Source organism: Mycetohabitans rhizoxinica HKI 454 (assembly GCF_000198775.1).
Classification (GTDB): Bacteria; Pseudomonadota; Gammaproteobacteria; order Burkholderiales; family Burkholderiaceae; genus Mycetohabitans; species Mycetohabitans rhizoxinica.
In genome coordinates this window covers 626424-652065 of record NC_014722.1, presented here as the reverse complement: position 1 = coordinate 652065, position 25642 = coordinate 626424, and the positions used below count along the sequence as shown (strand labels likewise).

The 25642-nt window shown below is 62.6% G+C and carries 21 protein-coding genes, 2 tRNA genes and 2 pseudogenes; 16 read left to right on the top strand and 9 right to left on the bottom strand.

Annotated features, from left to right (window positions below):
- Nucleotides 1-16 precede the first annotated feature (16 nt).
- The gene (locus RBRH_RS02865) at nucleotides 17-943 is read left to right on the top strand and encodes a glycosyltransferase family 9 protein (RefSeq protein WP_157864326.1); all 927 of its coding nucleotides are present in this window, start codon (nucleotides 17-19) and stop codon (nucleotides 941-943) included.
- Here the strand turns inward: RBRH_RS02865 and tcuC are convergent.
- A complete protein-coding gene (gene tcuC / locus RBRH_RS02860) occupies nucleotides 940-2226 on the bottom strand; it encodes an MFS transporter (RefSeq protein ID WP_041753120.1) in 1287 nt (428 codons plus the stop codon). The two genes, RBRH_RS02865 and tcuC, sit on opposite strands and share 4 nt — an antisense overlap.
- Before the next feature lie 28 nt (nucleotides 2227-2254).
- Nucleotides 2255-3343 (bottom strand): annotated as a pseudogene (locus tag RBRH_RS02855) (gamma-glutamyl-gamma-aminobutyrate hydrolase family protein); the annotation flags it as partial.
- A gap of 203 nt (nucleotides 3344-3546) precedes the next feature.
- Between RBRH_RS02855 and RBRH_RS02850 the strand changes: the two are divergent.
- From RBRH_RS02850 to RBRH_RS02825, 7 genes are all read left to right on the top strand, one after another.
- On the top strand, nucleotides 3547-4938 hold the full coding sequence (locus tag RBRH_RS02850) for an amidase (protein WP_041753118.1): 1392 nt from the start codon (nucleotides 3547-3549) through the stop codon (nucleotides 4936-4938).
- A gap of 55 nt (nucleotides 4939-4993) precedes the next feature.
- On the top strand, nucleotides 4994-5512 hold the full coding sequence (locus RBRH_RS02845) for a disulfide bond formation protein B (protein ID WP_013434436.1): 519 nt from the start codon (nucleotides 4994-4996) through the stop codon (nucleotides 5510-5512).
- 234 nt (nucleotides 5513-5746) lie between these two features.
- A complete protein-coding gene (locus RBRH_RS20080) occupies nucleotides 5747-5875 on the top strand; it encodes a hypothetical protein (protein WP_370645060.1) in 129 nt (42 codons plus the stop codon).
- Entirely contained in the window at nucleotides 5872-6909 is a 1038-nt protein-coding gene (locus RBRH_RS02840) for an adenosine deaminase (RefSeq protein ID WP_041753117.1), read from the top strand. Before RBRH_RS20080 ends, RBRH_RS02840 begins: the two co-directional genes overlap by 4 nt.
- 32 nt (nucleotides 6910-6941) lie before the next feature.
- Nucleotides 6942-8312 (top strand): NCS2 family permease, encoded by a 1371-nt coding sequence (locus tag RBRH_RS02835; RefSeq protein ID WP_013434434.1) that lies wholly within the window; start codon nucleotides 6942-6944, stop codon nucleotides 8310-8312.
- A 23-nt stretch (nucleotides 8313-8335) separates the two neighbouring features.
- Nucleotides 8336-9673, top strand: coding sequence for a guanine deaminase (guaD, locus tag RBRH_RS02830; RefSeq protein WP_049786346.1), 1338 nt, complete (start codon nucleotides 8336-8338; stop codon nucleotides 9671-9673).
- Between the two features lie 86 nt (nucleotides 9674-9759).
- Nucleotides 9760-10341 (top strand): TMEM165/GDT1 family protein, encoded by a 582-nt coding sequence (locus RBRH_RS02825; RefSeq protein WP_041753115.1) that lies wholly within the window; start codon nucleotides 9760-9762, stop codon nucleotides 10339-10341.
- A 60-nt stretch (nucleotides 10342-10401) separates the two neighbouring features.
- On the opposite strand, the gene RBRH_RS02820 is transcribed toward RBRH_RS02825, so the two are convergent.
- The gene (locus RBRH_RS02820) at nucleotides 10402-11133 is read right to left on the bottom strand and encodes a DUF4136 domain-containing protein (protein ID WP_049786440.1); all 732 of its coding nucleotides are present in this window, start codon (nucleotides 11131-11133) and stop codon (nucleotides 10402-10404) included.
- A 231-nt stretch (nucleotides 11134-11364) separates the two neighbouring features.
- Here RBRH_RS02820 and pepN point away from each other — a divergent pair, with 231 nt between their 5' ends.
- The 6 genes from pepN (at nucleotide 11365) to RBRH_RS20070 (ending at nucleotide 17025) form a co-directional block, all read left to right on the top strand.
- Nucleotides 11365-14073, top strand: a complete 2709-nt coding sequence (pepN, locus tag RBRH_RS02815; protein WP_013434430.1) for an aminopeptidase N — start codon at nucleotides 11365-11367, stop codon at nucleotides 14071-14073.
- A 201-nt stretch (nucleotides 14074-14274) separates the two neighbouring features.
- A complete protein-coding gene (locus tag RBRH_RS02810) occupies nucleotides 14275-15297 on the top strand; it encodes a class 1 fructose-bisphosphatase (RefSeq protein ID WP_013434429.1) in 1023 nt (340 codons plus the stop codon).
- 117 nt (nucleotides 15298-15414) lie between these two features.
- Nucleotides 15415-15490 (top strand) — tRNA-Thr (locus RBRH_RS02805).
- 505 nt (nucleotides 15491-15995) lie between these two features.
- The gene (locus tag RBRH_RS19740) at nucleotides 15996-16142 is read left to right on the top strand and encodes a hypothetical protein (protein ID WP_013434428.1); all 147 of its coding nucleotides are present in this window, start codon (nucleotides 15996-15998) and stop codon (nucleotides 16140-16142) included.
- A 264-nt stretch (nucleotides 16143-16406) separates the two neighbouring features.
- Complete coding sequence (locus RBRH_RS20075) at nucleotides 16407-16706, top strand: chorismate mutase family protein (RefSeq protein WP_049786345.1); 300 nt, start codon at nucleotides 16407-16409, stop codon at nucleotides 16704-16706.
- Nucleotides 16687-17025 (top strand): chorismate mutase family protein, encoded by a 339-nt coding sequence (locus tag RBRH_RS20070; protein WP_049786344.1) that lies wholly within the window; start codon nucleotides 16687-16689, stop codon nucleotides 17023-17025. The genes RBRH_RS20075 and RBRH_RS20070 overlap by 20 nt, the downstream gene beginning before the upstream one ends.
- Here the strand turns inward: RBRH_RS20070 and RBRH_RS21250 are convergent.
- Both RBRH_RS21250 and RBRH_RS02785 read right to left on the bottom strand, forming a co-directional pair.
- A pseudogene (locus RBRH_RS21250) lies at nucleotides 16995-18282 on the bottom strand (exonuclease domain-containing protein). The gene RBRH_RS20070 and the pseudogene RBRH_RS21250 sit on opposite strands and share 31 nt — an antisense overlap.
- A gap of 174 nt (nucleotides 18283-18456) precedes the next feature.
- The gene (locus RBRH_RS02785; RefSeq protein ID WP_013434424.1) at nucleotides 18457-18660 is read right to left on the bottom strand and encodes a cold-shock protein; all 204 of its coding nucleotides are present in this window, start codon (nucleotides 18658-18660) and stop codon (nucleotides 18457-18459) included.
- 1319 nt (nucleotides 18661-19979) lie between these two features.
- Here RBRH_RS02785 and RBRH_RS02775 point away from each other — a divergent pair.
- A complete protein-coding gene (locus RBRH_RS02775) occupies nucleotides 19980-21083 on the top strand; it encodes a porin (protein ID WP_041754070.1) in 1104 nt (367 codons plus the stop codon).
- Between the two features lie 160 nt (nucleotides 21084-21243).
- Here RBRH_RS02775 and greB read toward each other — a convergent pair whose 3' ends face one another.
- Nucleotides 21244-21804, bottom strand: coding sequence for a transcription elongation factor GreB (gene greB / locus RBRH_RS16680; RefSeq protein WP_013434419.1), 561 nt, complete (start codon nucleotides 21802-21804; stop codon nucleotides 21244-21246).
- Nucleotides 21805-21966: 162 nt separating this feature from the next.
- Between greB and RBRH_RS02765 the strand changes: the two genes are divergently transcribed.
- Nucleotides 21967-22043: transfer RNA gene (locus RBRH_RS02765), tRNA-Arg, on the top strand.
- A gap of 161 nt (nucleotides 22044-22204) precedes the next feature.
- Here the strand turns inward: RBRH_RS02765 and RBRH_RS02760 are convergent.
- The 3 genes from RBRH_RS02760 to gmk are packed head-to-tail and all read right to left on the bottom strand — an operon-like array spanning nucleotide 22205 to nucleotide 25636.
- Nucleotides 22205-24673 carry a RelA/SpoT family protein gene (locus RBRH_RS02760; protein WP_013434418.1) on the bottom strand — a complete coding sequence of 823 codons (2469 nt, stop codon included), beginning with the start codon at nucleotides 24671-24673 and terminating at the stop codon, nucleotides 22205-22207.
- Between the two features lie 50 nt (nucleotides 24674-24723).
- Complete coding sequence (gene rpoZ / locus RBRH_RS02755) at nucleotides 24724-24927, bottom strand: DNA-directed RNA polymerase subunit omega (RefSeq protein ID WP_013434417.1); 204 nt, start codon at nucleotides 24925-24927, stop codon at nucleotides 24724-24726.
- A gap of 25 nt (nucleotides 24928-24952) precedes the next feature.
- Nucleotides 24953-25636: a guanylate kinase gene (gmk, locus tag RBRH_RS02750; protein WP_013434416.1), complete on the bottom strand. Its 684-nt coding sequence runs from the start codon at nucleotides 25634-25636 to the stop codon at nucleotides 24953-24955.
- Between the last annotated feature and the right edge of the window lie 6 nt (nucleotides 25637-25642).

Below are 25642 nucleotides of genomic sequence, written 5' to 3'. Positions count from 1 at the left end.
GCACCTGAATTTGGCGATGATGTATCTAACCCGCCGCGATTTCGTACGCGGCTGGCGCGCCTATGAGTGGCGCCATGCAACGTTGGCGACGCCCCACACGATCGACTTGCCGCGCTGGCTCGGCGATGTGCCGCTGGCGGACCAAACGCTGCTGGTCCACGCGGAACAAGGGCTCGGTGACACGTTGCACTTTTTGCGTTATGTGCCGCGGCTGGTGCCACTTGCCGCGCACGTCGTGTTGCAAGTACAAGTCGAACTGGCACGCCTGCTCGAGCCGTTCTGCGCGCGCCATCGCATCACGCTCGTGCATGATGGCACGCGGCTGCCCCCCTGCGACTGCCATGTTCCATTGCTGAGCCTGCCACGAGTGTTAAACCTGGATGACCAGACGCTGCACGAGACCAGCGTGCCGTATCTGCAAGTGCCGCTCGCGTATCAGCACAAGTGGCAAGGCCGCCTCACACGCCACGCACCGAGCCGGATTGGCCTCGCCTGGTCCGGCCGCATACAGCCGAACGAAACCCGAGCAGTGCCGTTCGATGTGCTCAAGCCGTTGCTGACACTGCCGCAGATTGACTGGTTCGTGCTGCAATGTGACTGGACTCGCGCCGATCTCGACGCGTTCAACGCGATGCAGGCTACGCACGTGCATCGGCTGGACGCAGCGATCGGCGATTTTGCCGACACTGCCGCCATCATCGAGCAATTGGATGCCATGGTATCGGTCGACACGTCGATCGCGCACCTGGCCGGCGCGCTGGGCGCACCACTTTGGTTAATGCTGCCGTTCGCGGCCGACTGGCGCTGGTTCGAGGACCCGCACCGCACGCCGTGGTATCCGCGCGCGCGCCTGGTACGGCAACGCGTAGCCGGCCAGTGGGAGGATGTGATCTCCCGGGTCCGGGACGAGATCGCCGCCACGACGGCGCGCACACACGCCTAAGCCAGCTTGTACCGATTGCGTGCCGCCTCGCTGCGGTACAGGGCCAGCGTCGCGATCAGGCCGCACAGCGCGGCGGCCGACATCCACAAACCCGGCGCCGCCTGGTTGCCGGTCACATGGATCAGGTAGGTCGAGATCGCCGGCGTGAAGCCGCCGATGGTCGTGGCCAGACTGTACGCGAGCGAAAACCCGACGGTACGCACCTCAACGGGCATCACCTCGGTCAAGCCGACCACCATGGCGCCGTTATAGCATGCGTAGATGAACGAGAGCCACAGCTGCACCGCCAGCAACCGCTCGAACGAGGGTCGCGCAACCAGCCATTGCATCGCCGGATACACGCTCACCAGGGCGATCAGCGTGAACGCAACCAGGATCGCACGGCGCCCGATTCGGTCCGACAGTGCGCCACTGACCGGCAGCCAGAACAAATTCGACAGGCCGATGCAAATCGTCACCACGAGCGTATCCACAGCAGACAGCTTGAGCACCTCCTTGCCGAAGGTGGGTGTGTACGCGGTGATCAGATAAAAAGACACCGTGGTCATGATGACCAGGCCCATGCCGGCGATCACCGTGCGCCAGTTCGCGACCATCGATGCGAAGATCTCGCCCATCGTCGGGCGATGCTTGCGCGCCAAAAATTCGTCAGTCTCCGTCAGCGATCGCCGGATCAGGAACAGAAACGGAACGATCAGGCAACCGATTAGGAAAGGTATCCGCCAGCCCCACTCACCCATTTGGTCGGTCGGCAACACGCGGTTCAGGATCACGCCGAGCAACGCGGCAAAAACCACCGCCACCTGCTGGCTACCCGACTGCCACGCGCAGTAGAAGCCCTTGCGCCCCTTGGTTGCGATCTCCGCCAGATAGACCGATACGCCACCAAGCTCGACCCCGGCGGAGAAGCCTTGCAGCAGCCTACCGGCCAGCACCAGTGCCGGTGCCGCCAGCCCGATCGTCGCATAGCCGGGCACGAGCGCCACCGCCGCGGTCCCAACCGCCATCAGCAACAAGGTCAAGATGAGGCCCTTGCGGCGCCCATGATGATCGATGTACGCCCCTAACACGATCGCCCCGAGCGGGCGCATCAGGAAGCCGGCGCCAAACACCGACAACGACAGCATCAGCGACGCGAACGCACTGCCAACCGGGAAGTACGTCTTCGCGATCGCCGACGCATAGTAGCCGTAGACCATGAAGTCGTACATCTCCAAGAAATTGCCACTGGTCACGCGGAATACGGCACGCACTTTCGATTCTGACACGGTTGTCGCAGTCATCTGGCCTCCTGAGGAAAAACATCGACGGTTAGAAGCGGGTCTCGCGCGCCGCGCGCAGAAACGTATCGAGCAGCGGCGTACAGTCAAGCAGTTCGGCGCCGCCCGCGCGGTGGAATTCGGGATGCCACTGGACGCCGACGACGAACGGCGAGCGGCGATAGCGCACGGCCTCCACTAGGCCGTCGTCGGCCGAGATCGCCTCGACGCTCAGGTCACGCCCGACAGTCTTCACCGCCTGGTGGTGAATCGAGTTGACCAGCGCGTCGCGCTTGCCGGGGAACAGGCTGGCCAGCGTCGAGCCTTCCGGAAATAGGATCGCATGACGATGCCGGTCGTATTGCTCGTTCACATGAGGCACGGCGTTGGGCAGGTCCGTGGCGATGTCCTGGTACAGCGTGCCGCCGAACGCGACGTTGATCAATTGGCATCCTCGGCAAATGCCCAGCACCGGCTTGCCCGACTCGATGAATTCGTGCAGCAGTTCCAGTTCGTACATGTCCCGCACGCGGTCGCCCGGCCACTCGAGCCGCGCGCCACTGTCTGCATAGGTTTGCGGCGACACGTCGGCGCCGCCTTGCAACACCAGACCATCCAGGTGACGGGCATAATCGCGCAGCCTGATGTTGCTAGGATGCAGCATGCCGGCATGCCCGACCGTGGGGATCATCATCACGAGCACGTCGCGCGACATCACCCAATGCGCGACGGACTCTTCCAGGTATTGCAGCGTCTTACCGCGCAGGCCCTTGCCGCCCGGCTCGGGATGGAAGATGCGCGCCGACACCCCGATGCGCAGCGTACGCTGCGTGATGCGCTGGCCGGCACGGTCGAATAGTTGCCGTGCACGCGCGGCGATGATGCGCCCGAACACGCTCCACGCCGAATCGGACTGTTTCAGGTAATTGGGCCGCGACGCCGGCTCACGCGCATACGCCTGCGGCGGCGGATGAGAGGGCGTGCCGAAGTCGGGCACCGTTTGATAGAGATCCTTGGGCGGCGCGCCCGAGGGCACGCCGCCCGCCGTTTCGGCCTCGGGTTGCGGCTTGACGCAGAAGGCATCGGCGGCCGGCGGCGCTGGCGCCGCGCCTTGCGCCACAGGGGCGACGGCCGCGGATTCAACGAAGCGGGGAGTCGAGTGTTCGCTCATGGTGAATCGTCAGACGTGCAGAACCGCACATTTTCAGCCAGGGTTCGCGCATTATCCGCCGTTCACCGCGCACGGGCAAACAACGGCCTTCATTCGCATACAATGCGTGCACGGCACGATGTTTTCCACGACGACGCCACGACCCCACATTGCTTGCCGGATGGACTTCGATCATGACAGTTTCCCGCACCGCTGATTTCACGCCGCTGCCGCCGTTGTCGGCACTTGCCGCCGCGCTGCAGGCCGGCACGAGCACCAGCCGCGAGTTGGTCGAGACCACACTTGAGCGGATCGCCGCGCCGCACGGGCAAGGCCGCTCGGTGTTCATTCAGGTGCACGCGCAGGCGGCTCGCCAATGCGCGGATGCGCTGGACAAGCTGCGCGCCGCCGGCACGGTGCTGTCGCCGCTGATGGGCGTGCCGGTCTCGATCAAGGACCTGTTCGACATCGCCGGCCAGGTCACGCGCGCGGGCTCGGTCGTGTTGTCTGACGCGCCGCCCGCTCGCACCGATGCGAGCACGGTCGCACGGCTGCAACAAGCCGGCGCGGTCATCATCGGACGCACCAACATGACCGAGTTCGCTTTCTCCGGCCTGGGACTGAACCCCCACTACGGCACGCCGGCCTCGCCATGGCAGCGCACCGCCGACGACGCCGAACGCCGCATTGCCGGCGGCTCGTCGTCGGGGGCGGCCGCGTGCGTTGCCGACGGGATGGCTGCGGTTGGGCTCGGCACGGACACCGGCGGCTCGGTCCGCATCCCAGCCGCGTTGTGTGGGTTGACCGGCTTTAAGCCAACCGCGCGGCGCATTCCGACCGATGGCGTGCTGCCCCTGTCCTCGTCGCTCGACTCGGTCGGCCCCATCGGCTCGTCGGTCGCCTGCTGCGCCCTCACCGACCGGATCTTGGCCGGCCTGCCACCTGTCGTGCCGCCAGCGCGGCCCATCGAAGGCGTGCGGCTCGGCGCGCTGACCCACCTGATGCTCGACGACATGGACCTGAGCGTGGCGCGCGCCTATGACGACGCCCTCCAGCACCTTTCGGCGGCCGGCGCGCGGGTCAGCGAACTGCGTTTCGCGCCGCTCGAGCGCCTCGCGCACATCAACCGGCTGAACCTGCCATCGATCGAGTCGTTCGCATGGCACCGCAAGCTGATCGAAAACCGTGCCAGCGACTATGACCCGCGCGTACTGGCCCGCATCCGCAAGGGCGAGCACGCTAGCGCGGCCGACTATATCGAGTTGCTGCGCGAGCGAGCCGACATCATCGCGCAGGCCGAGCCGCTATGGCACAGCTTCGATGCCATCGTCTGTCCGACCGTGCCCATCGAGCCGCCGCGCATCGCGGAACTGCAAGCGGATGACGCTGTCTATGCGCGCGTCAACGCAACGATACTGCGCAACCCGAGCCTGATCAATTACCTCGACGGCTGCGCGCTGTCGTTGCCGTGCTCGCGTCATGGCGAAGCGCCGGTCGGCCTGATGCTGGCCTCAGGCACTGGTCGCGACACTGCGCTGCTCATGCTGGGCCGCGCGGTCGAAGCCGTGCTCGCACCGCTGCGATGACCGCATGCCGGCCTTGTGCGACGTGCCCCGACGTGTCCTCACTGGGTAAAACACTATGAATGATTCTTTGAGAGTGCGCCGTGAGCGACGCCTACTGGTCCTGCTGGGACTGGCCTGCGTCGCCCTCATCAGCGGCGCGTTGTATCTGCAGTACTTCAAACACGAAGATCCCTGCCCGTTGTGCATCATCCAGCGCTACTTCTTCTTGCTGATCGCCGTGTTCGCATTCACCGGCGCGACGCTACGGGGGTGGCGCGGCATCGCGGTATTGGAGACACTGATCGTCGTTGCGGCGGCCGGCGGGATGGCCGCCGCGATCCAGCATATCGAGGTCCAGGCCAATCCGTCGTTCAATTGCGGCTTCGACGCACTCGAGCCGATCGTCGATGCGCTGCCGCTCGCCAAGCTGTGGCCCGGCGCGTTCAAGGTCGCGGGACTGTGCGAGATACCGTACCCGCCGATCCTTGGCTTGAGCCTGCCACAATGGGGACTGATCGCGTTCGGCCTCATGTTCGTGCTCGTCTCGCGCAGTCTATGGCGCACCCGCAAGCTGCGCGCATCGCGCCAAGCATGAGGCGCGATGCGTGAGGTGTGAGGTGTGATGCTGAGCGCCTAATATCCGGGTGAGCGCTGATCCGCGCAGCACCGAACACTGTTGCGCGATGCCACCTGGCCATCCCCCGTCATCGCTCCATACGCCATTGCGGAAGTCCTTTCATCGGCGCTGCTTTGCCCGTGCCTGCGCAGCGGCCAACAGGCCCCCACGCGGAGCGATCCGCGAGGCATCGGGCCTACCCAATTGGCTCGGATGACGTGCCCAATCGGTATCGAGGGCGTGGCAAGCAAGGCGCCCACGTCGATGGCGATCGCCGTAGCGGCACAACTGTTGCGTGTGGTAGAACAACGCCATCCCTACACGATGTCACAGTCGCCATGAACCCGATCCTCGCAGACAAGATCACGCACGCGCCGAAAGCGGAGCTGCATATCCATATCGAGGGCTCGCTGGAGCCAGAATTGATTTTCGAGCTGGCCCGCCGCAACGGCGTTGCGCTGCCGTACCCGACAATCCAGGCGCTGCGCGACGCGTACGCGTTCACCGACCTGCAGTCGTTTCTGGATATTTATTACGCCGGCGCAAGCGTGCTGCTGCACGAACAGGACTTCTACGACATGACTGCGGCGTACGTCGAACGCGCCATGGCCGATCACGTCGTCCATGCGGAAATCTTCTTCGACCCGCAGACACATATCGAACGCGGCGTGTCGATCGAGACCATGGTGACCGGCATGGAGCGGGCGCTGGCGCAGGCCGACGCGCGGGGGCTTTCCAGCAAGCTGATCCCGTGCTTTCTGCGCCATCTGCCGGAAGAACATGCGTTGCAGACGTTCGATGCCGCGCTGCCGATGTTCGAGCGGTATGGGCACAGGCTGATCGGCGTTGGACTAGATTCATCCGAGTACGGTCATCCTCCGTCCAAGTTCGCACGCGTGTTTGCCCTCGCGAAGGAGCGGGGCTTGAAGCTGGTCGCCCACGCGGGTGAAGAGGGGCCGCCGGCATACGTCGTCGAGGCGCTCGACGTACTGGACGTACATCGCGTCGACCACGGCGTGCGCAGCATCGAGGACGCGGCATTGGTCGCGCGGCTGGCGGACGCGCGTGTTGCGCTGACCGTGTGCCCCCTGTCAAACCTGAAGTTGTGCGTCGTCAACGACATGACCGAGCATACGCTGAAGCGGCTGCTGGATGCCGACGTGATGGTGACGATCAATTCCGACGATCCGGCTTATTTCGGCGGCTACATCAACCAGAATTACCTGGCGATCGCCGACGCGCTGAAGCTGACCGACGACGAGTTGTACAAGATCATCCGCAACGGATTCGAGGCATCGTTCATCACCGACGCGCAACGCGCGGCCTACCTGTCATTGCTGGACGCATACTGGCATACGCCGCAAGCCCAGCCATAACGCACTGAAGCGGAACTTAGGAGAAACAAACTATGGAAAGTCAACGCGGCGCGGCAGCCAACGCTTCGCTGCTGGAGCGCTTCTTCGGCGTGCGCGAGAACGGTTCGAGCGTGCGCACCGAGGTGGTGGCCGGCATCACGACGTTTCTGACGTCGATGTACATCATCGTGGTCAATCCTGCCATCCTGTCACAGGCGGGCATCCCATTTCCGGCCGCGCTCAGCGCCACGGTGCTGGTTAGCTTCGCCGGCAGTTGTGCGATGGGCTTGTACGCGCGCAACCCGGTGCTGGTCGCGCCCGGCATGGGGATGAATGCGCTGTTTGCGTTCGTCATGGTGCACGCCGGCAAGATGCCGTGGCAAACGGCGCTGGGCTGCGTGTTCTGGGCGGGCGTGATCTTCGCGGTGCTGGCCGCCTTCAACGTGCGTCGGCTCGTGGTCGACGCGATCCCGGCCAATCTGCGGCACGCGCTGTCGTGCGGCATCGGTCTGTTCATCTCGCTGATCGGGCTGGTCAATGCGAAATTTGTGATTTCCGATCCGGTGACCATCGTGCGTGCCGCGTCGCTGAACCCGGTGATCGTTACGTTCCTCGCCGGCCTGGCGGTCACCACGGTGCTGGTGGCACGTCGCGTCACCGGTGCGCTGATGATCGGCATTGTCGTCACGACGATCCTGGCGATCCCAATCGGGCGCCTGTGGGGCGACGGCAGCGCGTACTGGCCGGCGGCGATGGCCATGCCCACGCTGGTGAACTGGCACGGCCTGGTCGCAGCGCCGGACTTCTCCGCGCTGTTTCAACTGGACCTGGTCGGGGCGCTGAAGGTCGCATACTGGCCGTTTATCTTCGTGATGCTGTTCACTTCGTTTTTCGATGCGCTGTCCACATTCATGGCCGTGTCCAACGCCGGCAACCTGCTGGATGCCGATGGCAACCCGCGCAACATCCGGCAATCGATGATCGTCGACGCGTTCTCGGCACTGGTGTCCGCGCCGCTGGGCACGTCGCCGGCCAACGCCTACATCGAGTCGGCTGCGGGCATTTCCGCGGGCGGGCGCACCGGGCTGGTTGCGGTGGTCGCCGCGGTGTGCTTCCTGCCCTTTCTGTTCCTTTCTCCGCTGCTGTCGCTGGTGCCGGCGATTGCCACCGCCCCGGCGCTCGTGCTGGTCGGCGTGTTCATGATGGAGCCGATTACGCGGATCGAATGGCACCGTTTCGATGAGGCGATACCCGCGTTCATCGCGATGATCCTAATTCCGCTCACGTACTCGATTACCGCTGGCATCGCGTATGGCTTTCTGGCCTTTGTCGTGCTGAAGCTGTTCGTCGGCCGGGCCCGCGAGGTCAAGCCAGCCATGTGGGCGAGCGCGGCGCTGTCGGGGTTGATGCTGGCCCAACTCTGATTTGCTTTGACCGCAGGACAACCATGGCCCAGACTGTTTATCGCGCCAGGCTCCTCGTCTTCGATGCGCCGTTCGATGGTATCTATCCGGGCGCTGAGCAACGGGCGAGCTTCAACGAGGACGGCGCGCTGCTCGTCGAGCATGGCCGCGTCGTCGCCAGCGGCGCCTACGATGCCGTCGCACCGCGCATCACCGCGCAGGCGAGCGTCATCTCGTTGCGCGACAAGCTGATCGTGCCCGGTTTCATCGACACGCATCTGCACTTTGCGCAAACTGAGATCATCGCCTCGCCCGCGCCTAGCCTGCTGCCATGGTTGCAGACGTGGACCTTCCCGGCCGAGCGCCGCTTCGAGGACGCGGCCTACGCGCGCGAGGTCGCCGACTTTTTCCTGGACCAGCTACTGGCGGCCGGCACGACCAGCGCGGCAGTGTATTGCAGCGTGCATCCTCAATCGGTGCACGCGTTGTTCGAGGCCAGCCACGCGCGGAACCTGCGGCTGATTGCCGGCAAGGTACTGATGGACCGCAACTGCCCGCCGTTTCTGCGCGATACCGCGCAAAGCGGCTATGACGACAGCTTAGCGCTAATGACACGCTGGCACGGTACCGGACGCCAGTTGTACGCATTGACGCCGCGCTTTGCGCCGACCTCGACACAGGCACAACTGGACGCATGCCGCACGCTGGCCGCCGCCCATCCGGACGTATTCATCCAAAGCCATGTGGCCGAGAACACCGACGAGATCGCCTGGGTCGCGCAGCTGTTTCCCGGGCACCGCAGCTACCTAGACGTCTACGAGCACTACGGGTTGCTAAGGCGCCGCGCGATCTACGGCCATTGCATCCACCTGGATGACGTCGACCGCGCACGCATGGCCGCCTGCGGCGCGCTCGCGTCGCACTGCCCGACCTCAAACCTGTTCCTGGGTAGCGGCCTGTTCGACTTTGAGGCGGCCGACGCCACCAACATGCCGGTCGCTTTGGGTAGCGACGTCGGCGCAGGAACCTCGTTCTCGATGCTGCAGACGATGAACGAAGCCCACAAGATCGCGCGCCTGCGCGGGTACCATCTAAGCGCGTTGCGCATGTTCTGGCTGGCCACCGCTGCGGCCGCTCACGCACTTGAGCTGGCCGGGCACATTGGCACGCTGGCGGCGGGCAGCGAGGCGGATTTTATCGTGCTGGACCCGGCCGCCACCACGCTGCTCGCGCGCCGCACCGCGCAGGCGGACTCGCTCGAGGCGCTGCTATTCGCGTTCGCGCTGCTCGGCGATGATCGTGCGGTCGCGCACACGTATGCCGCAGGCCGCCTGGTCCATTCAAGGGCCACGCCGCCCGAACTCGCGGTCCAGCTGCGATAAGACCGATAATCCACGAACTGCCGGAACAGGCCGGGCAGCGCGTGAATCGTCGTTTGCGCATCCACGGCCTGCGGATAACCTCATTGATGACCGAAGCTTTCCTCGTTTGCGCCGGCAGCGTCGCACTCGCCGAGATCGGCGACAAGACACAGCTGCTATCCCTCGTGCTCGCCGCCCGCTATCGCAAGCCCTGGCCAATCGTGTTCGGCGTGCTGGCCGCCACGCTGGCGAACCATGCCGGCGCAGGCGCGCTCGGCCAGTGGTTGTCGTCGCTGCTCACGCCCGACGCGATGCGCTGGGCGCTCGCGCTGTCGTTCATCGCAATGGGCGCGTGGGTGCTGGTGCCAGATAGATTGCGCGCCGAAGACGCGCGGCCCGCGCAGACCCGGCTGGGCATTTTCGGCACGACGGTGCTCACGTTCTTTATCGCGGAAATGGGCGACAAGACGCAGATTGCGACGATCGCACTGGCCGCGCGATTTCACGACCTGCCGAGCGTGGTCATCGGCACCACGCTCGGCATGATGCTTGCCAACGTGCCAGCGATTTTCCTAGGCGAGCGTTTTGCCCACCGGTTGCCCACCACCGCAGTGCACGCGGTGGCCGCGGTCATGTTCATCGTGCTCGGCGTGCTGGCACTGTGCGGCATCGACCTTAGCAGCCAATAACCCCGTTGGGTGGTCCATGACCCCGTTAAGCCGCAAGCACTCGGTGCCCCGCACTTGCGCTCAGCGCCCCACACTCGGTGACGCAGCCGAGGCCGGCTGCTCGTCGCGCATCGGAGACGCCGCCACTGCAGCCTTCTCGTTGGACGACGGCGCGTCGCCCGCCGCCTGTCCGTGCAACTGGGCAGGCAAGCGCACCTGCCGGGTCGTGCCGTTTTGCAACGGGAAGTCGGCCAGCGCGCTGCGTATCAGGTATGGCATGGCGAGCGGCAGCGCCTGGCGCGCGGTCGGCGTCGTCGCCGTGACCTTGTACCGCTCCTTGCCGCTCGCGCGCTCTGTTATGCGGATCGTCAAGCGCTGCATGAACACGGGCAGTGCCGTATCGACGTAGGTCGGCATCATGCCGAACGGCCCCCACGGGCCGAATCGCCCCCATCCTGGCCACCATGGATCAGTATAGATGGGTTGCTGCACGACAATGCTGCCGGCGTGCGTGCCATAGGCCAGTTCGACGTCATAGTGGGCACTGGCCGGCGCCACCTGTCGGAAATTGTAGTGTGACAACTCGTCAGCGAGTTGCGCCTCATAGGTGCGCTGCTCAATACTGTTCTGCTGCTGCGCATCACGCTTGAATGCAAAAGTGCGGTCACGGTCCGAGGCGCTGGTACTCCACGCATTGAACGCGATCACATCCGAAGTCACATAGCTGGCGCACCCCGACAGCACCAGCATCGCAAGCCAGCCGGCCGCCCATGGGCGCCCACGTGTCATGCACTGCAAAAATCGTCTGAACATCATGGTTTTCCTTAGATTTGGCTTTCGTGCCGGCCGCCCGGCGAAACGCCCGCGACGCAAGTTCATTATCTATTTTGTACAATCATCGGATCAACATGTCCACGGCCTCGCCGCGGTCACCTGAAACATAAGACACCGGTTCACGCCATTCTTTCCCGACGCGGCTCTTGACGCCATGCGACGGCGCGGCCCGGGTCCATTGCCATTGAACCGCCTTTCGACGGATACGCCATGTCCAAACCTGCTGAAACCACCGTTATCCGCCGTGCGGATTACACACCGCCCGCGTTCCTAATCGATAACGTGGAACTCGAATTCGATCTCGTGCCAGAACGCACGCTGGTGCGCAGCACATTGCGCGTGCGGCGCAATCCGCAGGCCGGCGACGCGGCTGCCGACCTCGAATTGGCCGGCGAGGCATTGGAGTTGCTGTCGTTGACCGTCGATGCCCGCGCGCACGATGCGGTAACGGTGCACGACGGCGGGCTCGTCGTGTCGAACGTGCCGGAGGCGTTTGAACTGGTAATCGAGAACGCGTGCCGCCCCGCCACCAACACGACATTGTCGGGCCTTTACGTCTCCAACGGCAATTTTTTCACCCAGTGCGAAGCCGAGGGCTTTCGTCGCATCACGTACTTCCTGGACCGGCCCGACGTGATGGCGACCTACCGCGTCACACTACGCGCCGACCAAGCCGCTTATCCGGTGCTGTTGTCCAACGGCAATCTGGTGGACAGCGGCACGCTGCCGCACGGCCGGCATTATGCGAAGTGGGAGGATCCTTTCCGCAAGCCGAGCTACTTGTTCGCGCTGGTCGCCGGCAAGCTCGTTGCCCGCGAGCAAACGATGACGACGCGCTCGGGCAAGGAAAAGCTGCTGCAAGTATGGGTCGAGCCGCATGACCTAGACAAGACCGGTCACGCGCTCGATTCGCTGGTGCACGCGATTCGCTGGGATGAGCAGCGCTTCGGGCTCGAGTTGGACCTGGACCGCTTCATGATTGTCGCCGTCAGCGATTTCAACATGGGCGCCATGGAGAACAAGGGACTTAACATCTTCAATACGAAGTACGTGCTCGCGAATGCGCAGAGCGCGACCGACATCGACTTCGCGAACATCGAATCGGTCGTCGGGCATGAGTACTTCCATAACTGGACTGGCAATCGCGTGACCTGCCGTGACTGGTTCCAGCTCAGCCTCAAGGAAGGACTCACCGTATTCCGTGACCAGGAGTTCTCCGCCGACATGGCGGGCGGCGCCACCGATCCGGCCGCTGCCGCAGTTAAGCGCATTGACGATGTACGCGTGCTGCGGCAGATGCAGTTTGCCGAGGATGCCGGCCCGATGGCGCATCCAGTGCGACCGGAAAGCTATGTCGAGATCAATAACTTCTACACGGTCACCGTCTACGAGAAAGGAGCGGAAGTCGTGCGGATGTACCAGACGCTGTTCGGACGCGACGGCTTGCGCCGAGGCATGGACCTGTATTTCAAACGGCATGATGGCCAGGCGGTGACCTGTGATGATTTTCGCGCTGCGATAGCTGACGCGAACCACCGGGATCTGGCCCAGTTCGAGCGCTGGTACAGCCAGGCCGGCACGCCCCGCGTGGCGGTGCGCACCGCGTATGATCCGATGGCCCGCACCTTGACATTGACGCTGGCACAGCACTATGGGGAATCGTCGCCGCAGGCGGCGCAAACGCAAAAGGGGCCGCTGCTGATCCCGTTCGCACTCGGCCTGCTCGACGCGCAAGGGCGCGACATGCCGCTACGCCTGCAAGGTGAACCGGCCGACGCCGGTGCGGCGACCACGCGCGTGCTCGAGCTCACCGACACGGAGCAGTCCTTCACGTTTGTCGACATCGCAGAGAAGCCACTGCCGTCGCTGTTGCGCAATTTCTCCGCGCCGGTGATCGTCGAATACGACTATACATCCGACGAACTCGCGTTTTTGCTCGCGCATGACAGCGATCCGTTCAACCGCTGGGAGGCCGGGCAGCGCCTGGCCACGCGCGCGCTGCTGTCGCTGGCCACACAAGTGCAGCAGCACGAGCCGCTCGAGCTACCGGCGGCGTTCATTGCCGCATTCGGCGCCGTGCTGCGCGACGCATCGTTGTCGCCGGCGCTGCGCGAACAAGCGCTGACCCTGCCATCCGAGACCTATTTGGCCGAGCAAATGGACGAAGCCGATCCGGCCGCCGTTCACCAGGCGCGGCAATTTGTGCGCCGCAGGCTGGCGACCGCGCTGCGCGAGGATTGGCTCGCCGCGTACGACAGGCACCGCACACCAGGCGAGTACGACCCGAACCCGGCCGATGCCGGCAAGCGTGCGCTAAAGAACTTGGCGCTACACTACCTTGCAGAACTGGACGATCCGACGGACGCGTTGCGGCTCGCCCGTGCGCAGTTCGACGAGGCCAACAACATGACCGACCGCGCTGCCGCGCTCGCCACGCTGATCACGTTGCGCGCGAACGCGCCCGCCCAAGCGCAAGCTGCAGCACAAGCCGCGCTCGACGCATTCTACCGCCGCCACAAGGACGACGCGCTGGTGATCGACAAGTGGTTCGCGCTGCAGGCTCAGCAACGCGGCGGCGCAGGCCGACGCACGCTCGACACGGTGCGTGAGCTGATGCGGCACCCGGCCTTCAACCTGAAAAATCCGAACCGGGCCCGCGCGTTGATCTTCAGCTTCTGCGCGGCCAACCCGGATCAATTCCATCTATCGGACGGCTCCGGCTACGCGTTCTGGGCCGAGCAGGTCATCGCGCTCGACGCAATCAATCCGCAGGTGGCCGCCCGCTTGACCCGCTCGTTGGAGCGCTGGCGCAAGTTCGTGCCGGCGCTGCGCGAGCCGATGCGCGCGGCGCTGGAAAAGGTCGCCGCCGACGCAAGTTCGAAAGACGTGCGTGAAATCGTTGACAAGGCCCTGGCGTAGCCGTTGCTTAAAGCGTCGGCGGGGTGCGGTGCCGCAGCCGACGCTCACGCGGTGCGGTACAGTGGTGGTCAGCGCGGCGGTCGGGCTGTCGTGCAACACCGCCCATGTAGAATGGCGGCCATGCAGATCGCGGCGCGGTGCTAACGACAGTGTCCCAAGACAGCGATCGCGCCTCTCGAATAGCGTTTTTCGGAGCTTATTATGGAAGCGACCCGGCACACCTTACGCCGCACGACTCTCACCCAATACCTAATCGAACAACAGCGCGAACATAACAGCATCCCGGCCGATCTGCGGCTGCTGATCGAGGTCGTGGCGCGAGCCTGCAAGCTCATTAGCTATCACGTCAGCAAGGGCGCGCTGGGTGAGGCGCTCGGCAGCGCCGGCAGCGAGAACGTCCAAGGCGAAGTACAGAAAAAACTCGATATCCTGTCCAACGAAATCTTGCTCGAGGCCAACGAGTGGGGTGGCAACCTCGCCGCGATGGCATCGGAGGAAATGGAGAACATTCATCCGATCCCCACGTTCTTCCCCAAAGGCGAGTACCTGCTGCTGTTCGATCCGCTCGATGGCTCGTCCAACATCGACGTGAACGTGTCAATCGGCACGATCTTCTCGGTTCTGCGCTGCCCTGATGGCACCAACCCGACCGAACAATCATTCCTGCAAAAGGGCTCGTGTCAGGTGGCGGCCGGCTTTGCGGTGTACGGCCCGCAAACGGTGCTCGTGCTAACCACGGGCCACGGCGTCAACTGCTTCACGCTCGATCGAGAACTCGGCTCATGGGTATTGACGCATCGCGACCTGCGCATCCCAGTGGACACGCGCGAATATGCGATCAATGCGTCGAACCAGCGCCATTGGTATGCACCCGTGCAACGTTATGTCAGCGAGCTGACGCAGGGCGTGGACGGCCCCCGCAAAACGGACTTCAATATGCGCTGGATCGCATCGATGGTGTCGGACGTGAACCGCATTCTGCATCGCGGCGGCATCTTCATGTATCCGGCCGACAAGCGCACGCCGGACAAGCCCGGCAAGCTGCGCCTCATGTACGAGGCAAATCCAATGGCGTTCATCGTCGAACAGGCGGGCGGCGCCGCGACCAACGGCGAAAAGCGGATCCTGGACATCCAGCCCAAGAGTTTGCATGAGCGTGTCGCCGTGTTCCTCGGCTCCAAGAATGAAGTTGATCGCGTGACACGGTACCACGTCGAGGGCTGAGTACGTTATTCGGATGCGAGCGCTCCTGACACCGCAGTGGTGGGCAGGGAGGCGGGCACAGGGTGTCAGCGGGGGTTGCCAACCCCCATCATCCACTCTTATAATCTCGCTTCTGTTGCCGGTGTAGCTCAGTTGGTAGAGCAGCGCATTCGTAATGCGAAGKTCGKWAGTTCGAGTCTTCTCTCCGGCACCATGGATTTAGCCCGTAAAACTTTGTTTTGCGGGCTTTTTTTGTGTCTCCGCTTCTCACGTGGCGCGTCGCCACCCTCCGCGGACAGCATGCGTCGCCGCGTGCTCCTCCTAACTCGCGCGCATGCAACGCCTCGCCTGCATGCCGCACACCGCCGGCACGGCCGTCCGTTGGTCGGCCACCGTTGCGATACGTTCAATCGTCTCGCGGCACAGACGGCGTCAATGTCGGGTACCGATGTTCGGTGAAGGCCTCGGTACGGTAGCGCCCAGTCAACCGCCCGCCAATCACCAACAATTGATCATTCGCCGCACGAAACGCGGCGCGTTGCCACACTGTTTCCCTGCTTGATGCAATGTACGCGGATATTTTCCAGTCGCACTGCTTTCTATTGGGCTGCTGTGCTGTTATAGCAACAGAAGGGAGAGAAAAACGCGTCGTGGCCACGTGGCACTAACACACGATCGGACCCGAAGCGGATAATCGATTCACGATAAGGAGAGTCACCATGGAAGCCAAACCCACCAAGATTCCGTCGCCAGACAAGGTCGCTAGCCCAGACCCGGAACCGGTGGGCGTCGAGTTTCTCGCAGACCTGCCCGAGCACGTCCGCGCATTCTTTGACGAACAACGCAAGTCCGGCAACACGCAGTAAGGGCGCGCTACGCGCCTCGGTTCTTGTCACGTCGGTGCCATTTAGCTGCCCGCGTGTGAGCACCACCTGCGTCCAACGTGGTTAATCGGCGACGCTCGTTTGCCGTATGTTCGCATGCCCCGCCGGGCCATTGTTGTGCCTGCCGTCTCCTCAATCATTCTGGCCTCGCCCTGCCGGTGCACGCCGTTGCATCTCGGTCCACTGCTGCCGCCCCCCCGGATTCACTCCATCCGTGACCCAGCCCATGCGTTTCAATCGTCCAGCATGAAGATCCTGCGTCCGTCGTCGCATCCCGCTCCAGCCCCGTCACGCGCCCTACCCGCCGCGGCATTGGCCACAATCGTCGGCAGCTTGTTCGCGCTGATGCCCGTTGCGTCGAATACCAACACCAATGCTGACCCAGCGATGACCAATGTGGTTGCGCTGGCCGCGCGGCGCCTGGCCCTTGCGGAGCCCGTCGCGAAATGGAAGTGGGTTCACCACCGACCGATCCAGGGCGCACCGCGGAAGCAGGCGCTATTGTTCGGCATCACCGCAGCGCGCCGTGCGTCACGGCATCGATGAGAACTTTGCCCGACAGCTCTTCGAGGACCAGATGGCTGCGGGCGAGCAGTTGCAAGCAGCGCTTTTCGCACAGTGGCGCGATACGCCGCCCGACGGCCCGGGCCCCGACCTCGCCACGGTGACCCACTCCCAGCTCGATGCGCTCGACGCCACCTTGCTGCCGGTGCTGGCGTGCGTGCAGGCACGACGCGGCACGCCGGATTGCCCGATCCGCGTGGCCCGGGCACTGGTCGACTGGAAAATGATGACGGTCTATGACGCATCGCGCTGCGCAACGCGATGTCCCGTCTATGCGCGAGCGGCGGCATCGGCACAGTAGGGTGAAGCAGCGTCTGGCAGCGCCAGCTTGCCATGGCGACCCTCGACCGGTGCCACATCCGCGAGCCGTTCCACGACCAACCCGCCCCGCGCCAACCGCTGCGCAAGAATCCGGGCAATCGCTGCATTGAAAGTCGGCTCCACAACGCCCAGCAGGCCGGGCTGAGCCATCGCGGCCTGCGCAGGCTGGACAATATCGCGTGCGTCGCGGCACGCTATGCGGGGCTGCCGATGTGCATGGAGCAACGAGCGTGCGCGATCCAAGTCGGCGGCGGATCCGAGATATTGCCACGCGTCTAGCAGATGTACTCCCTGCGCACGATCGTGGCCTGAGCGCTCAATCAATGCGATAGGTCCGTCGTAGGGCCACGGCATCGCGCCACGCGGTAGCTGCACCGTTGCCGCCACGCGACGGCCGAACCTCGGGCGCAGCACAGCACTCCAATGCGCATCCGCCAGCAACAGCCCAACCTCGCCCACCACCGGATAGACGCGCACCTCATGCACACGCGCGGCCAGTTGCGCATCGCGGCTCGAGCGGCGCTCGCCAAACAACTGCATACGCACGCGTTGCCGCAGCTTGGCGCTCTTGCCTACATACAACGGCACGCCGTCGCTGTCGAACAATGCGTAGACGCCCGAACCGGCCGGCAACGCATCGGTCATCGCGTCGGCCCCCGCCCCCGCGAATCAGGCGGCGCAGCGCTGCCTCGATGGCGGGGCGTGGATGCAGGGCATGGACACGCTGCCAAAACTGCCACACCAAATCAGCGTCAGCCAGCGCCCGATGCCGACCACACGCGCTCAGGTCCAGCCGCTGCGCGAGTGCGTCGAGCCCGTGCCGGCTTTCGCGCGGAAACAGGGCGCGGGACAGCCGCACCGTGCACAGTACATCGGGATCGAAGCGGATGCCGATCTGTTCGAACGCTTTCTTCAGGAACCCGTGATCAAAGCGCGCGTTGTGCGCGATAAACAACTTGCCATCGAGTCGGCGCGCGAGTTCAGCGGCGAGCGCATCAAATGTCGGTGCACCGCGGACCATCGCGTCCGTGATACCGGTCAACTGCTGCACAAATGGCGGGATAGGCTGCAGCGGATCGACCAGCGTGCTCCAGCGGCGAACGCCATCACGGTCAACTTCGATCACGCCCACCTCGGTGATGCGGTCGAGTCCAGGGCGCCCGCCCGTCGTCTCCAAATCCACAAACGCGAGTGGTCGTGCATCGGCATCGTGGATCAGGCTAGCAAGGTCGGTCATGGCAATGCAACAGTGGCATAAGGAACGCAAACGCGCCCATTGTCGCCTGAAATGACCGAATCCGCGCGTCGTCGTTGCACGGCGCACGGCCGAGAAAAGAAAAGCCCCGACGCGCGGAGCTTTGAGCTGCCGCCGACATACATCAGCGGCCTCGGTCCCGGATCGGGCACCGTGTCACAACGGCCGGATGTTCGCCGCTTGCTTACCCTTCGKGCCATTCTTCACTTCAAACGATACGCGCTGGCTTTCCTTCAGCGATTTGAACCCTTCCGCGCGGATTTCGGAGAAGTGTGCGAACAGGTCCTCGCCCCCCGAATCCGCAGTGATAAAGCCATAGCCTTTAGCATCGTTAAACCATTTGACGATACCCGTTTCCATAAATCGTGCTTCCCCTCAAGTGTTGACGTAACAAGCTTCCGTTCATATGCAGAAAATCATGAAACAAGGGTTCCCGCGTTATGCGGCAACCTCGCATCCTGAAAATCCAGCGGTGTTGTTATAAATAGAAACAGGACTGTACGTCAAGCAGAAAATAGGTAGCCGCGCGATTGTCCCACTTTTATCAATCCCCCGGGCAGGCCCGCGCAGTGGGCCGCAGCAGCCCACTGGGCGAAATGTGCAACGATGTCATTACAGCTTCCTTTAGTCAAATTGCATCAGTCGTTTTTACTTGAATCGCGATATTAAATTACGCATTGACAGAAATTTTTACCGCACCCGTGCAACAACACATGCAACAAATTGTAAGTGTTTACGCTGATTCTATTCCGAAGCGATTCACGCGACTATTTATAGGAACCATTCGATGTAGCAGGGAGGCAATATGTCGCTGACGCCCCTTAAGCACCTTTTCGGCTGGCCACGGCATGATTCCCACCATGCTGCAGATCGGCCCAGCCCTGTGCCGATCACCGCGCCCGCCCCCTCGGTCTTGCCCCGCTTCGATATGATTTGGCACGGCGATCACTGGCACAACCTGTTGTCGGCGCCGCTCATGGATGCACGTCATTACGTGACCGAGGMTTGATTCGTTCTGGACATTGCACCGCTCGGCGGGTGCCTAGCGCCGTCGCGCCTCACCGGAATGAACCAACGGCATCGACACCGGCTTGATGCCCGGCATGCCAGCCACAACGACCCGGCCACCGGTGCAATGACGCACTGGCGCGCCGATGCGGTGAGCGACGGCGCAAAAAAAGCGCGATCAAGACGACCGCGCTGAAGGTTTGGAGATCTTTTTCAGAAGAAAAAGCTGCTAGGGAAAGCAGTGATTGCAGTATAGCGAAACCGGCGCATCCCATGTTAATTTATTCGGCAATCATTTATTGTAGCCGCCGAAACAATAGTCGCGACTCATTAATTGCCCATTGGTTCCCTTCATTCAGCTGTCGTACAAACACAACGTCAAGCGCTCGTCCACTCTTGTCGAAATTGAGTTGAATCGCTGCTCAGCCTTGCTACATAAGGCTCTGCGGGACGCCACCAATCATTTCATAATCGTCAATATATTGTTGCAAGATTAGGAATGGTCGCATCACGACCGGGTCTTTACACTTTGCCTTTCCAGGAAACAGGTGCGTCATCTGGCTAATCGTTTGAATGCCGCACCACTTGAAATACATGCTGCCGACTCACCGGTGGCCTCGTTTCCTCAAAGCTTGGGTAAGGTTTCCCATACGTATTTGGAGTTCACAAAGATGAAAAAGACTCTCATGGTTGCGGCCCTGTCGGGCATGTTCGCGACGGCGGCCCACGCGCAGAGCAGCGTGACGCTGTATGGCTTGATCGACGCTGGCATCACGTACACGAACAGCCAAGACGGTCGCTCGAACTGGCAGGAAACCAGCGGCTCGGTGAATGGCAGCCGTTGGGGCCTGCGTGGCGCTGAAGACCTGGGTGGTGGTTTGAAGGCGATCTTCACGCTGGAGAATGGGTTCAACATTGGCAATGGCGAGACAAGCCAAAAAGGCCGCTTGTTCGGTCGCCAAGCCTTCGTCGGTCTTGCGTCGGATCAGTACGGCGCCGTCACGCTGGGTCGGCAATATGACTCCGTCGTTGACTACCTCGGCCCGCTGGCATTGACCGGCACGCAATACGGCGGCACGCAGTTCGCGCACCCGTTCGACAACGACAATCTGGACAACTCGCTGCGCGTCAACAATTCGGTGAAGTATCAAAGCCCGAACTTCGACGGCTTCAAGTTCGGCGCGTTGTACGGCTTCTCGAACCAGGCGGGCAACTTCGCGAACAACCGCGCGTATAGCGTCGGCGCATCGTACAACTACGGTCCGTTGAATGTGGCGGCGGCTTACCTGCAGCTGAACAACACGTTCACCAACGGTGCGGTATCGAACTCGCTGGGCGCCGTCTCCTCGGACGAACAAGAGTTCGCCGCTGGCCGCCAGCGCACTTGGGGTGCAGGCCTGAACTATGCGTTCGGCCCGGCAACGGCAGGCTTTGTGTACACGCAAACGAAGCTTGACAATCTGTTAGGCACCAACAGCGACCTGCGCTTCAACAACTATGAAGTCAACGGTCGCTACAACCTGACGCCGGCATTGAGCGTCGCGGGTGCGTACACGTACACCGACGGCAAGCTCAACGGCGAATCGCCGAAGTGGCATCAATTCAGCCTGCAAACCGCGTACGCGCTGTCCAAGCGTACCGACGTGTACCTGCAAGGTGAGTACCAAAAAGTTGTCGAAAGCAAGACCGGCTTCACCGCAACCATCAACGGCCTGGCTCCGTCGTCGTTCGACAAGCAAGTGGCTGTGACCGCTGGCCTGCGTCACCGCTTCTAAGCTTAAGCGGACAGGACGCTAGTCGTCCTGTGCACCAGCCCAAAAGGCGCCTTCGGGCGCCTTTTTTACGATCTACTATCACTCTGCCGCGAGCGCTGTCGTGACAGCAGCCCACGAGCGCTCGTGACAATAGCCCGCGTGCAGCGACACCCGCACGCACTCAGTGCGTAGCGGCCGGATAGTGCACGTCGAGGATATCGATTTGCTCAATCCCGCCTGGGGTGTGGAGTGGCACGGTGTCCCCGATCCGCGCTTTCAACAGCGCCCGCGCAATCGGCGAGATCCAGCTAACTCGCCCCCGGTCCAGGTCCACCTCATCGACGCCGACAATGGTAATCTGGTTCTCAGCGCCGTCGGATGTTGCATAGTGGACCGTTGCACCAAAGAACACCTGGTCGGTGTTTTCCTGTCGGCTGCTGTCAACGACCTCGGCTAAGTCGAGCCGCTTGGTCAGGAAACGGATGCGCCGGTCGATCTCGCGCAGACGCCGCTTGCCATAGATGTAGTCGCCGTTTTCGGACCGATCGCCGTTGGACGCGGCCCACGATACCATGCGCACGACCTCGGGCCGCTCAACGTCGATCAACTGCAGCAACTCGTCCTTCAAGCGGCGGTAGCCCTCGGGCGTCATATAATTTTTTGCGCCAGCCGGCATTTCCGGTTGCGGCAGCTCGTCGTCTTGCGCCGAATCATCGCTTTCCTTCACAAATGCTTTGTTCATTGTGCAAGCTCGATTGAAATCATGGAATACCTTTTGACTATTATACGAACGGGCAAACGCCTCATGGCCGACATCCGGCGTCTGCTCGTCACCGGCATGCAAAAAAAATCGCGACAGGGGCTTCACATCTTCGAAGAAGTTGCTATAATTCCACTTCTTCGCGCGGCTGTAGCTCAGTTGGATAGAGTACTTGGCTACGAACCAAGGGGTCGTGGGTTCGAATCCTGCCAGCCGCGCCACTTCTTCAGAAAAAGGCCTTCCAATCGGAAGGCCTTTTTGCTTTGCATGACATGGACGGACATCGCACCGCACAAGTCATCGTCTGGCGGTCCTGCGGCAGCCCGTAGCACTGGGGGCAATGTGCCAAGAACAGCCGGGGCGCGCGCCGTCCCGTTACGCGTCAATAGTCACCACGGTCGCGCTCGATGCGCATTCCACCGTCGTGCCGAGGGTGGCCGTCGTCGGACGCCCGCTCTCGACCAATCCGGATCACATCGGAATTGGTCCGGGTCCGTCGGATCACATTCGCCAAATGGACCCGGTCACTGACCTGGATCAAAAAGCGCAACACCATCGATTCCTGGGCCAGATCCTCATCCATCGCCACGTGCACAATATTCGCATCGGCGGCCGTGATATCAGCGGCCACGCGTGCAAAAACGCCTCGCGTGTTCTTGACCAGCACCTTAACCGCCACATCGAACAATCGTCCCGGCTGCGGCGCCCACGCGACATCGATCCAGCGACTGGGATCGCGCCGATGAATACGCTGCGCGACACGGCAATCGGTCGTATGGATCGACATGCCGAGGCCCATCCCAATGTAGCCCATGATGTCGTCGCCGGGAATCGGCCGGCAGCAAGGCGACAGTTGCACCGCCATCCCCTCCGTCCCAGTGATCAGTACCGGCGGCCCGCCGCTGGCATGCGCCGGCGCATCGGGGCGCGAGTTTTCGTCGGAGTCCCCATCGCGGCCGCTGAGCAACAACTCGATCCGCTTGGCGAGCACCGCTGCAACGCGACGTCCCAACCCGATATCGGCGAATACTTCTTGCTGCGACTTATTGCCGGTCGCGTGCGCGATCTTGTCCCAGATCTCCGGCGTGACTTCGGCAAGTGACAACCCATACGCCTTGAGTACCTGTTCGACGAGCCGCTCACCGAGCTGCACCGACTCGTTCAAGCGCATCGTCTTCAGGTAATGGCGAATTGCCGAACGCGCCTTGCCGGTCCGCACAAACGCCAGCCAAGCGGGATTCGGTTTTGAGTACGGCGCCGTGATGACCTCGACGATATCGCCACTCTTAAGCTCGGTGCGCAACGGCAACAACTCGTTGTTGATCTTGACGGCAACGCACTGGTTACCCAGATCGCTATGCACTGAATACGCGAAATCCAACGCCGTCGCGCCACGCGGCAGCGCCATGATCTTCGATTTAGGCGTGAACACGTAGACCGCGTCTGGAAACAGGTCGATCTTCACGTGCTCGAGGAACTCGCTGGAGTCGCCTGCCTCGCTCTGGATGTCGAGCAACGATTTGAGCCATTGATGCGCCCGCTTTTGTACGTCGTTCAGATCCGCGCTGCCGTTCTTGTACATCCAATGTGCCGCAACGCCCGCCTCGGCGATCTCATGCATCTTCAGCGTGCGGATTTGAAACTCGATGGGCGTGCCGAATGGGCCGACCAGCGTGGTATGCAGTGACTGGTATCCGTTGACCTTCGGTATCGCAATGTAGTCCTTAAACTTGCCCGGCACCGGCTTGTACAACGAATGCAGTACACCGACCGTCATATAGCACTCCATCGGCGTGTCGACGACCACACGAAAACCGTACACGTCGAGCACCTGCGAGAACGACAACTGCTTGTCGCGCATCTTTCGATAGATGCTGTAAATCGTTTTTTCACGCCCGGTCACGTCAGCATCGATTTTCGCGTCGGCCAGCGAACGCTGCACCGCCTCGAGGATTTTGCCAACCACCTCCCGCCGGTTGCCGCGCGCCGCCTTAACAGCCTTCTCGAGGGTCGCATACCGGCGCGGATTAAAATTCGCGAAACTGAGTTCCTGTAGCTCACGATACGTATTGTTGAGGCCGAGCCGATGCGCAATCGGTGCGTAAATATCGATCGTCTCGCGTGCCACCCGCCGACGCTTCTCAGTTGGCACTGCGCCAAGCGTGCGCATATTGTGCCGCCGGTCGGCAAGCTTGATCAGGATGACGCGCACGTCCCGCGCCATCGCAAGCAACATCTTACGGAAATTCTCCGCCTGCGCGTCCTCGCGGTTGCGGAACTCCATCTTGTCCAACTTGGACAGCCCGTCGACCAGTTCGGCTACCTTCGGCCCGAAACGCTCAGCCAGTTCCGCCTTCGTGACGCCCTGGTCCTCCATCACGTCGTGCAGCAACGCGGCCATGATCGACTGCGCGTCCAGCTTCCAGCCGGCGCAGATCTCGGCCACCGCCACCGGGTGCGTGATGTACGGCTCGCCGCTTTGCCGGTATTGGCCCAGGTGGGCCTCGTCGCTGAAGTGAAACGCGGCCTTGATCTCCTTGATCTCGGCCGGTGTCATGTACGAGCCTAACTCTTCGGTCAGCTTGGCGATCGATACGACTTCGTGCTTGCGTGGCTGCTCGGGCGTCGCAGTCGGACCGAACAAGTGCCGAAACGATTGTTCGAGCACCGCATCGATGTACGCGCGTGCAGACGACGTTTTGGTCGCCGCGCCAGCGCCGCCCGCAGCGTCCACGCCGGCCGGCGACGCGCACGGGCGTTTCGCCCCGGCCTGTGGGCGCCGTGCCGCGGCCTCGTCAGCCGCGCGCGCGGCACACGACAACGTGGAGGCGTGCGATGGATTGGAACTCATTTGCGCCTCCAGGTCTGTTGCGTTGTGTCGTCACATGGCGGATGTGCCGGTCAGACCGGCACTTTCTTCAACATCTCGATGCCGACCTTTCCTTCGGCAATCTCGCGCAGCGCGAGTACCGTCGGCTTATCCTTGCTTTCGATCTTCGGTGTGTGGCCCTGCGCGAGTTGGCGCGCACGATACGTCGCCGCAAGCGCAAGCTCGAAGCGGTTCGGGATATGTTCCAGGCAGTCTTCGACGGTAATGCGAGCCATATTGGAATTCCTTGTTGCTATAAATCTATTTTAACTCACCGCGCGATCCATCCGCCTGCGATGAGTGGATGCCCAGCTCGACGAACAGCTTCTCGTGGCGTGCGCGCTGCGATGCGAAACGCAGCCGCGTCGCGGCGACCACGGTCTGTATTTCGGTCAACGCACGATCGAAATGCTCGTTGATTAATACATATTCAAATTCGGGCGCATGCGCGATCTCGCTGCCGGCGGCCAGCAGCCGGCGCACAATCACGTTCGGCTCGTCCTGCCCACGCTTGCGCAGACGCTCCTCGAGCGCGTCAAGCGACGGCGGCAGAATAAAGATGCCGACCGCGTTTCGGAACTGCTTACGCACCTGCTGCGCGCCCTGCCAATCGATTTCGAGCAGCACGTCTACGCCACGCCTCATCTGCTCTTCGATCCACACGCGCGACGTACCATAGTAATTGCCATGGACTTCGGCACTCTCGAGAAATTCACCCTGGGCATGACGCTCGAGGAAGTCGGACGCCGGGATGAAATGATACTGAACGCCGTTCGTCTCGTTCGGCCGCGGCGGCCGGGTGGTGTACGACACCGACAGCCGGATCGACGGGTCGCGCGCCAATAGCGCGTTGACCAACGTGGACTTGCCCGCGCCGGACGGCGCGACCACCATGAACAGGTTACCGGGATATTCTCCGGCGTAGGGATTGCGATTGTTCGTCATCGTGTT